At 68.2% G+C, this 15,017-nt stretch carries 17 protein-coding genes and 1 pseudogene; 9 read left to right on the plus strand and 9 right to left on the minus strand.

Annotated elements, in window-relative coordinates; translation table 11 throughout:
• Positions 1-171 precede the first annotated feature (171 nt).
• The 4 genes from U4Z31_RS33015 (at position 172) to U4Z31_RS33030 (ending at position 4,573) form a co-directional block, all read left to right on the plus strand.
• The gene (locus tag U4Z31_RS33015) at positions 172-1,380 is read left to right on the plus strand and encodes a porin (RefSeq protein ID WP_321812576.1); all 1,209 of its coding nucleotides are present in this window, start codon (positions 172-174) and stop codon (positions 1,378-1,380) included.
• Between the two features lie 193 nt (positions 1,381-1,573).
• Entirely contained in the window at positions 1,574-2,812 is a 1,239-nt protein-coding gene (locus U4Z31_RS33020; protein ID WP_321812577.1) for an ABC transporter substrate-binding protein, read from the plus strand.
• A gap of 34 nt (positions 2,813-2,846) precedes the next feature.
• Positions 2,847-3,716: a sugar ABC transporter permease gene (locus U4Z31_RS33025; RefSeq protein ID WP_321812578.1), complete on the plus strand. Its 870-nt coding sequence runs from the start codon at positions 2,847-2,849 to the stop codon at positions 3,714-3,716.
• On the plus strand, positions 3,713-4,573 hold the full coding sequence (locus U4Z31_RS33030; protein WP_321812579.1) for a carbohydrate ABC transporter permease: 861 nt from the start codon (positions 3,713-3,715) through the stop codon (positions 4,571-4,573). The genes U4Z31_RS33025 and U4Z31_RS33030 overlap by 4 nt, the downstream gene beginning before the upstream one ends.
• A gap of 9 nt (positions 4,574-4,582) precedes the next feature.
• Here the strand turns inward: U4Z31_RS33030 and U4Z31_RS33035 are convergent, their stop codons facing one another.
• Complete coding sequence (locus U4Z31_RS33035) at positions 4,583-5,605, minus strand: LacI family DNA-binding transcriptional regulator (protein ID WP_321812580.1); 1,023 nt, start codon at positions 5,603-5,605, stop codon at positions 4,583-4,585.
• 6 nt (positions 5,606-5,611) lie between these two features.
• Here U4Z31_RS33035 and U4Z31_RS33040 point away from each other — a divergent pair, with 6 nt between their 5' ends.
• On the plus strand, positions 5,612-6,532 hold the full coding sequence (locus U4Z31_RS33040; protein WP_321812581.1) for a phosphatidylinositol-specific phospholipase C: 921 nt from the start codon (positions 5,612-5,614) through the stop codon (positions 6,530-6,532).
• Here U4Z31_RS33040 and U4Z31_RS33045 read toward each other — a convergent pair.
• Complete coding sequence (locus tag U4Z31_RS33045) at positions 6,518-6,718, minus strand: hypothetical protein (protein WP_321812582.1); 201 nt, start codon at positions 6,716-6,718, stop codon at positions 6,518-6,520. The two genes, U4Z31_RS33040 and U4Z31_RS33045, sit on opposite strands and share 15 nt — an antisense overlap.
• Positions 6,719-6,758: 40 nt before the next feature.
• Entirely contained in the window at positions 6,759-7,370 is a 612-nt protein-coding gene (locus U4Z31_RS33050; protein ID WP_321812583.1) for a LysE family translocator, read from the minus strand.
• 83 nt (positions 7,371-7,453) lie between these two features.
• Here U4Z31_RS33050 and U4Z31_RS33055 point away from each other — a divergent pair, with 83 nt between their 5' ends.
• Positions 7,454-7,981, plus strand: coding sequence for a GNAT family N-acetyltransferase (locus U4Z31_RS33055; RefSeq protein WP_321812584.1), 528 nt, complete (start codon positions 7,454-7,456; stop codon positions 7,979-7,981).
• 15 nt (positions 7,982-7,996) lie between these two features.
• On the opposite strand, the gene U4Z31_RS33060 is transcribed toward U4Z31_RS33055, so the two are convergent.
• The 3 genes from U4Z31_RS33060 to gcvA all read right to left on the minus strand — a co-directional run bounded on the left by U4Z31_RS33060 (position 7,997) and on the right by gcvA (position 10,460).
• The gene (locus U4Z31_RS33060) at positions 7,997-9,058 is read right to left on the minus strand and encodes an alkene reductase (protein WP_321812585.1); all 1,062 of its coding nucleotides are present in this window, start codon (positions 9,056-9,058) and stop codon (positions 7,997-7,999) included.
• 71 nt (positions 9,059-9,129) lie between these two features.
• Positions 9,130-9,438, minus strand: a complete 309-nt coding sequence (locus tag U4Z31_RS33065) for an ArsR/SmtB family transcription factor (protein ID WP_059449595.1) — start codon at positions 9,436-9,438, stop codon at positions 9,130-9,132.
• Between the two features lie 122 nt (positions 9,439-9,560).
• Positions 9,561-10,460, minus strand: coding sequence for a transcriptional regulator GcvA (gene gcvA, locus U4Z31_RS33070; RefSeq protein ID WP_321812586.1), 900 nt, complete (start codon positions 10,458-10,460; stop codon positions 9,561-9,563).
• 120 nt (positions 10,461-10,580) lie between these two features.
• On the opposite strand from gcvA, the gene U4Z31_RS33075 reads away from it, so the two are divergent.
• The gene (locus tag U4Z31_RS33075; protein ID WP_124523727.1) at positions 10,581-11,285 is read left to right on the plus strand and encodes an SDR family oxidoreductase; all 705 of its coding nucleotides are present in this window, start codon (positions 10,581-10,583) and stop codon (positions 11,283-11,285) included.
• 47 nt (positions 11,286-11,332) lie between these two features.
• Here U4Z31_RS33075 and U4Z31_RS33080 read toward each other — a convergent pair whose 3' ends face one another.
• From U4Z31_RS33080 to U4Z31_RS33090, 3 genes are all read right to left on the minus strand, one after another.
• Positions 11,333-12,472 (minus strand): patatin-like phospholipase family protein, encoded by a 1,140-nt coding sequence (locus U4Z31_RS33080; RefSeq protein WP_124489035.1) that lies wholly within the window; start codon positions 12,470-12,472, stop codon positions 11,333-11,335.
• A gap of 123 nt (positions 12,473-12,595) precedes the next feature.
• A complete protein-coding gene (locus U4Z31_RS33085) occupies positions 12,596-12,937 on the minus strand; it encodes a cupredoxin domain-containing protein (RefSeq protein ID WP_124489034.1) in 342 nt (113 codons plus the stop codon).
• A 47-nt stretch (positions 12,938-12,984) separates the two neighbouring features.
• Positions 12,985-13,929, minus strand: a complete 945-nt coding sequence (locus U4Z31_RS33090) for a metallophosphoesterase family protein (RefSeq protein ID WP_321812587.1) — start codon at positions 13,927-13,929, stop codon at positions 12,985-12,987.
• A 244-nt stretch (positions 13,930-14,173) separates the two neighbouring features.
• On the opposite strand from U4Z31_RS33090, the gene U4Z31_RS33095 reads away from it, so the two are divergent.
• Complete coding sequence (locus U4Z31_RS33095; RefSeq protein WP_321812588.1) at positions 14,174-14,428, plus strand: phosphate transporter; 255 nt, start codon at positions 14,174-14,176, stop codon at positions 14,426-14,428.
• 80 nt (positions 14,429-14,508) lie between these two features.
• Positions 14,509-15,017 (plus strand): annotated as a pseudogene (locus tag U4Z31_RS33100) (sulfonate ABC transporter permease); the annotation flags it as partial.

Below are 15,017 nucleotides of genomic sequence, written 5' to 3' on the forward strand. Positions count from 1 at the left end.
TCGCATCGCGACGGCGCCGCCGGGCGCCGCCGCGTGTCGCCCGTTCCGTTCGCTTCACCATTTGCTGATTTGGGATAGGGGTCCCGAATTTTCGCTGGATAGAGTCCTGTGACCGAAATCGACAACACCGTCGGTTCGCACTACGAATCGATGACAACAGAGGGACGGGACATGAAGATCGGACGAAGACTGGCCGCGGCCGCGGCCACGCTGGGTTGCATGCACGCGCACGCGCAGACCTCCGGCAGCGTGACGCTGTACGGCACCGTGGACACCGGCGTCATCTATTCGACGAACCAGCAGTTCACGCGCGCCGACGGCAGCACGGGCGGCGGCCATGCATGGCAGATGGGCGGCGGCAACCTCGTGCCGTCCCGCTTCGGATTTCAGGGTGCCGAGCCGCTCGGCGGCGGGCTCGACGCGGTGTTTTCGCTCGAGCAGCAGTTCCTGTCCGCGAACGGGCAGGCGCTGCAGGGCGGCACCGCGTTCAGCCGGCAGGCGTGGGTCGGGCTGCGCCAGGATGCGATCGGCACGCTCGGCCTCGGCCGGCAATACGACTCGTACACGGACATGCTCGGCGCATACGTATCGAGCAACAACTGGGCGACGCCGTACGGCTCGCACCTCGGCGACGTCGACAACCTGAACGCCGCGTTCAACTTCAACAACGCGGTGAAGTTCACCAGCGCGGATTTCAACGGCCTGACGTTCGGCGGCACGTTCAGCTTCGGCGGCCAGGCCGGCGACTTTTCCGCGAAGCGCGGCTATGCGGTCGCCGCGACCTACACGCGTGCGCCGGTCGCGTTCTCGGTCGGCTATCTCGACCTGCACCAGCCGCTCGACGCGGCGCTCGGCGGCGCGAGCGGCTATATCGGCGACTTCGCGTGCAGCAACCCGGGCGCGATGTACTGCCTGCTGCAGGACGCCGGCTCGATGCGCGCGTTCGGCGCGGGCGGCTCGGTGACGCTCGGCGCGGCGACGGTCGCGCTGACCTACACGCACACGCGCCTCGGCGACAGCCGCTATTTCTCGACTGGCGCGCAGCCGCGCACGCAGGCGTTCACGTTCGACATCGGCGAGCTGAACGTCACGTACATGTTCACGCCGGCGCTGCAGGGCGGCGTCGCGTACATCTTCAACGCCGCGCACACGGACGGCCGCGGCACGACGCGCTTTCACCAGGTCAACGTCGGCACGAACTACAGCCTGTCGAAGCGCACCGCGCTGTATGCGGTCGCGATCGGCCAGATCGCGAGCGGCACGGGGCTCGGCACCGACGCGAACGGCAATGCGGTGAACTACGCGCAGATTCCGGTGCTCGCGAACAGCAATTCGAGCCGGCAGCTCGCGGTGATGGCCGGGATTCGCGTGAACTTCTGACGGCAGGCACATGACGGCACGGGCGGCGGGCGGGGCGGGCGGCCGCACCGTCGGCCGCTTTCGCCGCGTGCCACAAATTCTTAACGATCGACGTGAACAATGGCGTTCGCTTCAGGCCGCCCGAAGCGTCGCCCGCGTTGCACACGTGTGCAACGCCCGGCGGCTCGCCACCACGCCGATCGAGAGAGACCACATGACCCTGCTGAGCCGCCTGCGCGGGCTGTCCGCCGCCGTTGCGCTGTCCCTTGCCGCCTCGCACGCCTTCGCGGCGGACCTCGTCATCGCGGGCCGCGACGACATCTACGGCAAGGGGCTGGCCGACGCCGTCGCCGGCTTCACCAAGCTGCATCCGGGCACCGACATCGAGTTGCTCAAGCTGCCGAACGCGAACCTGTACCAGAAGCTGAAGCTGTCGATGCGCGAAGGCACCGGCACGTACGACCTCGTGATGATGGACGATACGTGGGCACCCGAATTCATCGGCAACGGCTGGCTGAAGCCGCTGCCCGCAGCGCTCGCCGACGCCGATCTCGTGCCGTCCGCGGTCGCGCTCGGCCGCAACGCGGCGGGCGCGCTGTACGCGCTGCCGATCGTCGGCAACGTCGAGATGTTCGCGTACCGGAAGGATCTGCTCGCGAAGTACCAGCTGCAGCCGCCGCGCAACTGGGACGACGTGCTGAAGATCGCGCAGACCATCGGCGGCGCGGACAAGAGCGTGTCGGGCGTCGTGTTCCGCGGCACCAAGGGCAACCCGGTCGTGACGGGCTTCCTGCCGATCCTGTGGGCCTACGGCGGCGACGTGTTCGACCGTGCCGGCAACGTGACGATCGATTCGCGCGAGTCGCAGGCCGCGCTCAAGACTTTCCTTGCGCTGAAGACCGCCGCGCCGAAGGACGTCGACGTGTACGGCGCCGCCGAGGTGCGCGACGCACTGCAGCGCGGCACGGCCGCGCAGTCGATCGAGGTGTGGCCGGCGTGGATCCCGGCGCTCGACGATCCGAAGCAGTCGCGCGTGGTCGGGCAGATCGCGCTGCAGCCGCCGCCCGGGCAGACGGCCGGCCCGGCGCCGATGCTCGGCATCTGGCAGATGGGCATTCCGAAGGATGCGCCGCACGCGAAGCTCGCGCAGGATTTCCTGGCCTACCTGAGCTCGCGCGACACGCAAACGCGTCTCGCCGGGATCGGCATTCCGCCGACGCGCCGCAGCGTGTTCGCCGATCCGGCGCTGGTGCGCCAGTACCGCTGGTACCCCGATCAGCTGAAGGCGCTCGAGGCCGGCCGTGCGCGGCCGCGCGTGAAGGACTGGCAGCAGGTCGAGAGCATTCTCGGCGACCAGCTGCAGCTCGCGCTGACCGGGCAGGCCGCTCCCGACGCCGCGCTGCGCCAGGCGCAGCAGAAGATCGCGCAGGCGATGGCCGCGGCCGGCAAATGACGGCACGCCGCCACGCATCGTCCGGAAACCGCGCATGAAAGCCCTCGGCCGCGGCCTGCCGTTCGTCGCGCTGCTCGGGCCCGCGCTGCTGGTGCTGGCCGCGCTCGCGCTGTACCCGGTCGCGCAGGTGCTGATCGACTCGTTCTGCCAGGTCGACTATGCGGCCGGCCGGCGCGCGTTCGTCGGGCTCGCGAATTATCGCGCGGTGCTCGGCGACGACGCGTTCGCGGCCGGTTTCGGCAACACGCTGCGCTTCACGATCGCGGCGTCGCTCGTCGAGGTCGCGCTCGGCTTCGGTCTCGCGCTGCTGTTCGTGCGCGCGTTTCCGGGGCGGCGCATTGCGCTGCCGCTCGCGATCCTGCCGATGATGCTCTCGACGCTCGTGTGCTCGGCGATCTGGCGCAACTGGCTCAACTTCGACGGCTTCCTGAACGCGCTGCTCGCCGCGTTCGGCGTCGAAGGCGTGCGCTGGCTGTCCGATCCGCATCTTGCGTTGTGGTCGCTCGCGCTCGTCGACGTGTGGCAGTGGACGCCGATGGCGTTCCTGATCGTGCTGGCCGGGCTGCAATCGATCCCGCAGGAACTGTACGAAGCCGCGCGCACCGACGGCGCGAGCGAATGGCAGTGCCTGCGCGACATCACGCTGCCGCTCGCGGCGCCGCAGATCGGCCTCGCGCTGCTGCTGCGCTCGATCGACACGTTCAAGCTGTTCGACAAGGTCTATGCGCTGACGGGCGGCGGTCCCGGCAACGCGACGCAGACGCTGTCGACCTACATCTACGACACGGGCTTCCGCTTCTTCAACGTCGGGCCGGCGAGCGCCGCGTCGGTGCTGATGCTCGCGGCGTCCGCGCTGCTCGTTTCGGGGTACGTATGGCAGACGGTTCGCAAGCGGCGCGCATGACGGCGCGATCCGCGTACCTCGCGCACGCGCGAAAGGGTGCCGCGTTCACGCATGCCGCGCCGTGGGCGCTGCGCATCATTGCGCTCGCGCTGTTGTTGCTGCCGTGCCTGTGGATGGCCGGCGCGGCGTTCATGCCGACGCTCGAACGCCTCGATCATCCGCTGCGGATCTGGCCGGCTGCACCGACGTTCGAGCATTTCGCGTCGGTGTGGTCGAACGGTATCGGCGCGCCGCTCGCCAATTCGCTGCTGGTCGGGTTCGGCACGACGCTGCTCGCGCTGACGCTCGCGTTTCCGGCCGCATACGCGCTCGTGCGGCTGCGGTTTCCGGCGCGGCTGGATGTGCTGTTCCTGATGCTCGTGCTGGCGTTGAAGCTGATGCCGCCGATCACGATCGCGGTGCCGCTGTTCGCGCTCGCGAAGCGGTTGCATCTGCTCGATTCGACGCTCGGGCTGATGCTTGCTTACCAGATCTACGCGCTGCCGATGGCGATCTGGATGCTGCTCGCGTTCGTGCGCGACGTGCCCGTCGAATACGAGGAGGCCGCGTGCATCGACGGCGCGGGGCTCGCGCGGCGGCTCGTGCAGATCGTGCTGCCGCTGTGCGCGCCGGGGCTGATCGCGACCGCGATCTTCGTGTTCATCGCCGCATGGAACGAGTTCCTGATCGCGCTGCTGTTCGTGTCGACGCCGAGCCGCTTCACGCTGCCGCTCGCGATTGCCGGCTACGTGACGGAGAACGGTATCGACTGGGGCGACCTGATGAGCGCGGGGCTGCTGGCGTCGCTGCCGACCCTTGCCGTGGCCGGCTACGTGCAGCGCTACCTGCTGCGCGGCTTCGCCGGCGGACTGAAGTGACGCGACGCGTTACGCGCAGCTATGCCGCACCACGTGCGTAACCGGCACGACCCGCATGCGCGAGGCGCCATCGAACGTCTGGATCCGGTCGGCGAGCAGGTCGACGGCCGCGTGCGCGAGGCCTTGCGTGTCCTGGCGCAGCGTCGAGAGCCGGTAGGCGTCGTATGCGGCGGCGGGGATGTCGTCGAAGCCGATCACGCGCAGGTCGTCGGGCACGCGCAAGCCGAAGGCGTCGCGCGCGGCGTCGATCATGCCGAGCGCGAGCAGGTCGGACGAGCAGAACACACCGTCCGGCCGCTCGCCCGTCGCGAACAGTTGCCGTGCGGCGTCGAGGCCGCATGCGTGCGTGTCGGAGTCCGTATCGATCACGCGGACGAGCGCCGCATCGTACGCGTCGCCGCATTGCAGCGCCTGCTCGAACGCATCCGCGCGCGAGCGTGCGCTGTAGCTCGCGGTGCGCGGCCCGACGAACGCGAGCCGGCGCGCGCCGGCCCGCACGAGCCGTTGCGCCGCGTGGACGGCGCCCGTGGCGTTGTCGCTGACGACGACGTCCGCGCCCGGCAGGTTCGCTTCGCGGTTGATCATCACGACGGGAATCCGGTGGTCGAGATACTGTCGTGCGACCGACAGCGGCGGCGAAGCGGACGTCATCACCAGGCCCGCGATCCGGTAGCTGAGCAGCCGTTCGAGCGATTGCCGGACTTGATGCGGATCGTCCGCATTGGTCACGAGCGGCGTGAACGCGCGCTGCCCGAGCGCGGCCATCAGGTCCGACAGCAGCCGCGCGCGGAACGGATTCTCGAACCCGGCCGTCACGACGCCGATCATGCTGCTGCGCTGCGTGATCATGTCGCGCGCGATCAGGTTGACCTGGTAGCCGAGCGCACGCGCGGCCACCATCACGCGTTCGCGCGTCTCGGGCGCGATGCTCGCCGTCGGCGAGAACGCGCGCGACACCGCGGAGCGCGACACGCCGGCCCGCACGGCGACATCCGACGCGGTCACCCACGTCTTTCTTTCCTTGTCAGTCATCGATTCATGATCCCTTCGCGACACGAAGCCTCCACGCCACTGGCCGACTGGATGTCGGCGCTCGACGACGCGCGGCCGCTGCATACGCTGACCCTACCGGGCAGCCATGACACCTGTGCGTATACGGTCGACGATCCGCTCGTGCGCACGCAGCGCGCGCCGCTCGATGCGCAGCTCGCGCATGGCGTGCGGCTGCTCGACATTCGCTGCCGGCACCGGGGCGATACGTTCGCCATCCATCACGGCGGCATCGCGCTCGGCCTGTCGTTCGACGACGTGCTCGCGGACTGCACGCGCTTTCTCGATGCGCATCCGCGCGAATGCATCGTGATGTCGGTGAAGGACGAATGGCCGGCGCATGCGTGCACGCGCAGTTTCGACGCGACGTTCGATGCGCATTGCGCGCGGCATCCGCGGCTGCGCTGGCATGCGGGCGGCGCGCTGCCGGCGCTCGGCGACGTGCGCGGCGCGGTGGTGCTGTTGCGGCGGTTCCGCAGCAGCCGGCCGCTGGGCATCGACCTGACCGCGTGGCCCGACAATGCGACGTTTACGGTCGATCATCCGGATGCGGCGTTCGTGATCCAGGATGAATACCGTGTGCCTGTCGCCGGGTCGATCCACTACAAGTGGCGTGTGATCGATGCGCTGCTGAGCCGCATGCCGTCGCCGGAGAGCGGGCGCTGGGCGATCAATTTCTGCAGCGGCACGGGAATGGGCGCGAATCCGTCGGTGGTCGCGCGCGGCGACGGCAGGGTGGCCGGGATTCAGGCGCGGCTCGCGGCGCGGTTGAGCGAAGCGCGCGGGCCGTGCGGTGCGATGCTGCTCGACTTCTGCGACGACGATGACTGGGCGTTGGTGCGGGCGCTGGTCGAGTGTAATGAGGATGGGCCCGTGGTGGGTGGCAGGCGCAGGCTAATGGGTTGTTAGCGCATTCACATTGAAGACCGCGAACTCGCCGACAGTCAGGACCCAACCTTCCCAACCATAGATCGGAATGCGATGACGCTCGCAATAGTCAATGCATTCGAGCGCGGCGTCGAGCGGAAGCACGATCTCGCGACGAGAAATCGACAGTGCGGCAAGTGCCGCGGGAATTTTCTCGAGTTGCGGCATCGCAGGTCTGCAGAGAGCGGTAGGGTGTGCGATCGACGGACTACCGCGTCGCAATCGCCACCGCCGCACCCGCCATCGCGGTCGCGCTCGTGCGGTTCGCGACCCGCTTCGCGCGTGCCGACGTCAGAAATGCCCGCGCACGCACTGCGAGCAGCGACCAGAAGCAGTCGGCGAGGATCAGGATCGCGAGCATCGTGCCGACGAGCTCGGCCCACGCGAGCACACCGACATGCGTCAGATCGACGATCGTCGGCAGCAGCGCGAGATAGAACAGCATGATCTTCGGGTTGCCGAGCGTGACCAGCGTGCCCGCGACGAACATGCGCCACGGCGACTGGCCGCGCGGCAGGCCGCCGGCCTGCGTGTCGGTCGGCGCGGTCCACATCTTCCACGCGAGGAACAGCAGGTACGCGACGCCGAGCAGCTTCAGCACGAGCAGGCCCGTCTCGAACGTGCGTGCGAACGCCGACAGCCCGGCCACCGCCAGCGTGAGCCACAGCGCCTCGCCGATCCACATCGCGGCGAGGAACGGCAGCACGTCTCGCACGCCGTTCGTCAGCACGCGCGCGACGAGCGCGGCGACGCTCGGGCCGGGCGTGCCGGCGGTGACGAGCAGGGCGATGGCGAACACGGCGAGCGCGGACAGCGTCATGGCGAACCTCGTGGGCAAGGCGTTCGAAAGGTATGAAGTTTCGATTATAGTGACGGCCGTTCCTGCCTGCCTACCTCGTCGTGATGACAGTATCGATCCGGATTCGTCCCGCCACGCGGGAAGACGCGGCCGCGATGGCCGCGGTGGAAGTGGCCGCTGCCGAGCGCTTTCGCGACATCGGCATGTCCGACATCGCCGAAGGCGAGCCGACCGATGCGGCCGACGTGCTCGCACGCATCGACGACGGCCGCGCGTATGTGGCGACGGACGAAGCGGGGGCCTGCGTGGGTTTCGCGTTCTACCGGCTGCTCGATGCGCAGCGGCTTTATCTGGAGGAGCTGGACGTCGCGCCGTCGCATGCGGGGCAGCGGATCGGCGCGCGCCTGATCGAACGGATCATGACGCGCGCCGCGCAAGACGGCATCGCGCAGGTCGTGCTGTCGACGTTTCGCGACGCGCCGTGGAATGCACCGTACTACGCGCGCCTGGGCTTCGACATCATCGACGACGCATTGCTCGACGACACGCTGCATGCGATCCGCGCGCATCACGTTGCACGCGGGCTCGACGAGACGCAGCGCGTGTTCATGCGCGCGGACGTGCGCGCATGAACGGGCCGCCGGCCGTCAGGCCGCGTCGCTGAGCGCCGGGTAGTCGGTGTAACCCGTCTCGCCTTCGGCGTAGAACGTCTCCGGCACCGGCTTGTTCAACGGTGCGCCGAGTTCGAGTCGACGCGGCAGGTCCGGATTCGCGATGAACAGCTTGCCCCACGCGATCGCGTCGGCGTGGCCGCTCGCGAGCGTGTCCTGCGCCGATTCGAGCGTGAACTGCTCGTTCGCGATCAGCGGGCCGCCGAACGCCTCCTTCAGACGCGGGCTCAGCTGGTCGCCCGAATACGATTCACGCGTGAAGATGAACGCGATCTTGCGGCGGCCGAGCTCGCGTGCGACGTAGCCGAACGTCGCGGCCGGATCGGAATCGCCCATCGTGTGCGCGTCGCCGCGCGGTGCGAGGTGCACGCCGACACGGCCCGCGCCCCACACGTCGATCGCCGCGTCAACCACTTCGAGCAGCAGGCGCGCGCGATTCTCGATCGGGCCGCCGTACGCGTCGGTGCGCAGGTTGGTGCTGTCCTGCAGGAACTGATCGAGCAGGTAGCCGTTCGCGCCGTGGATCTCGACGCCGTCGAAGCCCGCCTTCTTCGCGTTTTCCGCGCCCCTGCGGTACGCGGCGACGATACCCGGAGTTTCATCGATGTCGAGCGCGCGCGGCGTCACGTACGGACGCGGCGGCCGCACGAGGCTCACGTGACCGCCCGCGGCGATCGCGCTCGGCGCGACCGGCAGGTCGCCGTCCAGGAACACCGGATCGGAAATCCGGCCGACGTGCCAGAGCTGCAAAACGATGCGGCCGCCCGCCGCGTGCACGGCCTGCGTCACGCGCTTCCAGCCTTCCACCTGCTCGTCGGACCAGATGCCCGGCGTGTCCGCGTAGCCGACGCCCTGCGGCGTGACCGAAGTCGCTTCGCTGATGATCAGGCCGGCCGATGCGCGCTCGGCGTAATAGCGGGCCATCAGGTCGTTGGGCACGCGCGCGCTGCCGGCGCGGGCACGGGTGAGCGGCGCCATCACGACGCGGTTCGGTAGAGTCAGGTCGCCGAGGGTAACGGGATCGAACAGGGTGGGCATGGAGATAACCTCTTCACGAAAGACGGGATGGCCGTCGCGTCGTGCGCGGCGGGTGGCCCGCATGGCCTGGGTCAGAGTTCGCGACGCAGGGCGTCGAGAAATGCGTCGATGACGGCCTCGTTGCGCCGGAAGAACGCCCACTGGCCGATCCGCGTCGACGTCACGAGCCCCGCGCGCTGCAGCGTCGCGAGGTGCGCGGAGACAGTCGACTGCGACAGCCCGCAGCGCGCGTCGATCTGCCCGGCGCAGACGCCGTGGTCGTACGGCAGCGTCTGCTCCGGGAAGTGCGCGCCCGGCGTTTTCAGCCAGACGAGGATTTCCCGGCGCACGGGGTTCGAGAGCGCTTTCAGGATCGCGTCGATGTCGAGTTCGGTCGGCATGGAAGGGCGTGGTGTTCTGGGCAAACGGGTATCGTCGATGGGCGAATCATATATCGGAAAATAACGATACGCGCGAAGGCACTGATGGAAGTGGGGTTGTTGATCGGTCGGACTTCAGCGCGTCACCCGTTCCCGTACTGCGCGAACAGCCACCGCCGCATCGCATCGAGCGCCTCCGAATGCGCATTGGCCTGCGGAAAGACGACGTAAAACCCGAGCGACATTGGAAACGAAAAGTCGAACACGCGCCGCAGCCGGCCATCCGCGATATCGCGTTCGACCAGCGGCTCGCTGGTCAGCGCGATGCCCTGGCCGGCGACCGCGGCGTCGATTGCGAGCAGCGACTGGCTGAACCGCGGCCCTTTCGTCGGATCGGCCCGGCCTTTGCCGCCGAGCTTGTCGATGAACTCGGGCCACAGATCGTGCGCGTCGTGCAACAGCACGTGCTTTGCCAGGTCCGCGGGCGTCCGGATTGGCGAGCCGCTGTCGAGCAGTTTCGGGCTGGCGACGGCAAAGATGTCGAGCGGAAACAGCAACTCGGCGACCAGGCCGGCCGGGAACGGCGGCCTGCTCAGTCGAATCGCGATGTCGACGCCGTCGGCACGGAACGACGCAAGCCTTTCGTCGGCGATCACGCGCACCTCGATGTCGGGATGCAGCCGGCCGAAGTCCGACAGGCGCGGAATCAGCCACTTCGACGCGAACGACGGCGTCGTGCTGACCGCCAGAACCGTCGGGCGCTGCCCGAGCGCGTCCGTGGCGTCGGAGATGATCTGCAGCGCACGCTGGACCGACGAAAAATACTCGAGCCCTTCGCGCGTCAGCGCCAGCCCCCTGGGCAGCCGCCGGAACAGCTGAACCTCCACGACGTCCTCCAGATGCCTGACCTGTTGCGCCACCGCGCCCTGGGTCACGCCGAGTTCGTCGGCGGCCAGCCGGAAATTGAGGTGTCGCGCGGCGGCCTCGAACGCGCGAAGCGCATTGAGCGGCGGGAACCGGCGGGTACGCGATAGCGCCTTCATGCAGTAGAAATTCTATAGGGTGGGTGGAGAAATCATGGTTCGACAAGCCGATTATAGAGTCCTACAGTGCTGCCATGGACGATGATCGCGGCGCTGCGCCGACCCATTCAGGAGAACAGCATGACTGTAGAGAAAGTGGCTTTGGTGACGGCGGCGGGCAAGGGCATGGGCGCCGCGATAGCGCGGGATCTCGCGGGCAACGGTTATCGCGTCGCGTTGATGTCGCCGTCCGGCAGCGCGGTCGAACTGGCGAAGGAACTCGGCGGGTTCGGCGTGGCGGGGTCGGTCACCGAAGACGCCGACATCGCGCGCTTCGTGAACGAGACGCTCGCGAAGTACGGCCGTATCGATGCGGTCGTCAACAATACCGGGCATCCGCCGAAGGGCGACCTGCTCTCGATCGACGACGACAAATGGCACGAAGGGCTCGACCTGATCGTGCTCAACGTCGCGCGCGTGCTGCGCCGCGTGACACCGGTCTTCCTGAAGCAGGGCGGCGGCGCGGTGGTCAACATTTCGAGCTTCGCGGCCGACGCGCCCGAGCAGGCGATGCCGGTGTCGTCCGCGCTGCGCGCGGCGCTCAGTGCGTTCACGCGCCTGTACGCCGACCGGTACGCGAAGGACAACATCCGCATCAATTCGGTGCTGCCCGGCTTCATCGACAGCTGGCCGGAGACGCCCGAGATCGTGGCCCGCATTCCGGCCGGCCGTTTCGGCAAGACACAGGAGATCGCGCAGACCGTGACGTTCCTGCTGTCGGAAGGCGCCGGCTACATCACCGGGCAGAACATTCGCGTCGACGGCGGCATCGTCCGTGCGCTTTAAGCCGCTGCCGGGCAGGCGGTGCGCGCGCGGACGTTGCGCCGGCTGCCTCAGTTGTGCCGTTCGCCGATCCGGTTCTCTTCCGGGCTCCAGACGCTGAGCCCTTCCGTCGGGTCCATCGGCTGATCCCACGGCCGCGCGGCGATCGCCTGCATCGTCGCGTCGAACCCGGCCTGCCGGCGCGCCGCGATGCCGTCCGGCGTGAAATCGATGTCCTTCCACTGATCGTCGCCGTCGAGCCGCGGCGCCGCGAGCTTGATCACGTGCATCGTCGTCTGGCAGCCCCACGCGGCGAGCGCCTGCACGTCGGCCGACGTGCGCTCCGCCTCCGGCAGCCGCATCACCAGTTCCTTGATCACGTGGCGCAGCCGGTGAATCTGCTGTTGCCGCGCGATGTTGCCGTCCGTGCGGCTCGCGTACTGGATGTCCTTCTGTCGCTCCGACACCTGCCAGATGCTTTGCGGCTCGGGCCCGACCGGATTCCACATCTGCACCGAGAAAATGATCGAGCTGCGGCGCGGCGCATCGTCGAGCACGACCTCGACCGGCGTATTCGAATAGATGCCGCCGTCCCAGTAGGGTGCGCCGTCGATCCGCACGGCCGGGAACGCGGGCGGCAGCGCGCCCGAGCCCATCACGTGGTCGAGGTCGAGCGGCCGGTCGCGCGAATCGAAATAGCGCATCGTGCCGGTACACGCGTTGACCGCGCCGACGGTCAGTCGCGGCCGGCACGCATTCAGCAGGTCGAGGTCGATCAGCGACGCGAGCGTGTCGCGCAGCGGCTCGACCACGTAATACGACGCGTGCTCGACGCCGACCCGCGCGAGCGGTCCGAGCCACGCGGCGGGATTCGGCCGGAAGAACCCCGTGAGGCCCGCGCCGATCACCGCGAGTTCCGAGCCGATCTTGTCCCAGGTCGTCGGGAAGCCCGGCACGGTCACGGCGGGCCGTTCGGTGACGTGGCGCCAGAATTCGGCCATTCGCTGCGCGCGGTGCGCGGGCGCGTTGCCGGCGATCAGCGCCGCGTTGATCGCGCCGATCGACGTGCCGATCACCCAGTCCGGCTGGATGCCCGCCGCGTCCATCGCCTCGAATACGCCGAGCTGGTATGCGCCCAGTGCGCCGCCGCCCTGGAGCACGAGCACGACCTGTCCCGGTAGCTTCGGGTGTGCGGGTTGACTTGCCGTCATCGCTTGCCTCGTGGTCGGTGACGGCCGGCGGGGGCCGGCCGGTTGGAACCAGTGTAGGCGATCGGCGGGCGTCGCTCCGCGGTGCCGGACCTTCGCGCGCGTGGCGCGGCGCGCTGCGCCGCGTCATTCCACGGTGATGGTCTCCTTCATGTACGGATGAATCCCGCAGAACACCTTGTAGACCCCCGGCTTGTCGAAGCGGAACGAGTAGGTCTCGTCCTGGTCGAGTGCATTCGAATGGAAGATGCCCGCGTCGTTGACGACGGTATGCGGTTCCGCGTCGAGGTTCTTCCACGTGACCGTCGTGCCGGCCTTGATCGTGGTCGACATCGGCGAAAACATGAAGTTGTGGATCGTCACGAGCGGGCCGGCCGGCGGTTGCGCGAATGCGGCGAGCGGCGTGCCGGCGGCGGCCGCGCACAGGGTCAGCGCCGCCAGCAGCGTCGAGGGCTTGAGGATGGTCATGTCGGTCTCCTTGCGTAGCGGAATCGGGCGAGGAATCGGGCGAGGGATCAGGCCAGCGTCGTGTCGCGCAGCGACGCCGCCACGGGATGGCCGGCGAAGTCGACGGTCGTCACGCCGAGCATCGCGGGCAGCCGGTCGCGCGGCACGGTGAGCGGCACCGGGCCGGGGCCGTTGCCGGCGGTCGGCTGCGGGAACGCGGTGGAGCGCGCGGTGTGGAACGTCACGTTGCCTTCGACCTTCGACACGATCTGGTGAATGTGCCCGTTCAGCACGGTGACCGAGCCGAAGCGGCGCAGCAGCGCCATCGTCTGCGGTGCGTCGCCGGTGCCCCAGCCCCACGGCTCGTAGATGGTCCACATCGGCATGTGCGAGAACACGACGATCGGCGTGCTCGACGATTGCCCCTTCAGATCCTGCGCGAGCCACGCGAGCTGCTCGTCGCCGAAGCTGCCGAGTCCGTTCGGCTTGAAGTGCATCACGTTGACGAGCGCGACGAAGTGCACGCCCGCGTGATCGAAGCTGTAGTAGCCGCGGTTGTCCGACGCCTTGCCGAAGCGGCTGAAATATTCGGCGCCCGAGCCGTCGGTCACGTCGTGTTCGCCGGGAACCGTATGCAGCTCCGGCACGCGCAGCGCGGACAGCAGCTGCGACGCCTGGTCGAACTCCGCTGCCTTGGACAGGTGCGTGATGTCGCCGGTATGGATCGCGAGCGCGGGCGTGGCAGGCATCGCGTTGACGAGCTCGATGGTCTGCCGCAGCGTGGCCGCGACGTCGGGATTCGCGTCCTTGTTGAAGCCGATGTGCGTGTCGCTGATCTGCACGAACAGCGGCCGGCCCTTGTCCGCGGGGAGTGCGGCGCCGCTTTGCGCGAGCGCGAGGTCGAACGGCGTCAGGATGCCGCCCGACAGCGTAAACAGCGTGCCGAGGCCGCCGAACGCCATGCATTGCAAGGCTTTACGGCGCGACGGGCGGATGGGATTCGATGAAGACATGTGAGCCTCGCATTCGTGTGACGGAACCGGACGGCCGGATCGTCCTGGAATAAGCCGGCGCCTTCGTATGCCATACCGCTGCGGCGGCGGATTTATTCCCGCGCGTTGCGAGGTTGCTCGCGGCTTGCGGCGCAATGACGGACCACCGGCCGATGACCTGTCAATGTCCTGTAAGTGACACGTCACGTTTGCGTCATGTCCGCCCGATAGCCTGCGACACCGAATCACTTCTCCGGAGCCCCTCATGCCGAATCTCGCGGCAACGGAAACCAGCGGTGCGGGCGGTCATCGCACGCGCACCATCGGCTTCGCGCCGTTCTTGCCGATCGTTGCCTGCGGCATCGTCTACGTCGGCGTTCACCTGAGCGCGGATCCCGGTCCGGTCAAGGAGGGTTCGGTCCTGCCGATCATGCTGCCCGCCGTCGCGCGGGTGCTGGTCTTGCCTGCGTCGATCGCGCGTCCGGCGGTCCTGTACCGGGCGCGCCACAAGCCGTTCTGAGCCGCGCCGGCTAACGGCGCATCCGGCCGCGCGTCACGCGGCCGATCCCATCGATTTTCAATTCGACCAAGACGCTACCGATGGATATCAGTTTCTTCGATCCGAATCGCACCGCCAACGCGTCCGCGTGGCGCGTGCTCCCCAACCGCTGGGATGCGGTCGCGTTTCCGCTGATCATCGGCATACTCGCAATGGCGATCGTCGGCTTTCATCAGACGATGGCGCCGATTGCCGTCCTGCAGACGCAGAAGATCTCGCTCGATCCGTCGAACCTGCCCGAATACGCGTTGCGCACCACGCTGCGGATGCTTGCCGCGATGGTCGCGTCGCTGGTATTCACGCTTGTATACGGCACGCTCGCCGCGAAAAGCCGCCGCGCCGGCATGGTGCTGATCCCGATCCTCGACATCCTGCAGTCGGTGCCGGTGCTCGGCTATATCTCGTTTACGGTCACGTTCTTCCTCGCACTGTTCCCGGGCCGCGTGCTCGGCGCCGAGCTCGCGGCGATCTTCGCGATCTTCACGAGCCAGGCGTGGAACATGACGTTCAGCTTCTACCAGTCGCTGCGCACGGTGCCGCGCGACCTGAG

Origin of the sequence: Burkholderia sp. BCC1985 (assembly GCF_905339915.1) — a bacterium.
Taxonomy (GTDB): Bacteria; Pseudomonadota; Gammaproteobacteria; order Burkholderiales; family Burkholderiaceae; genus Burkholderia.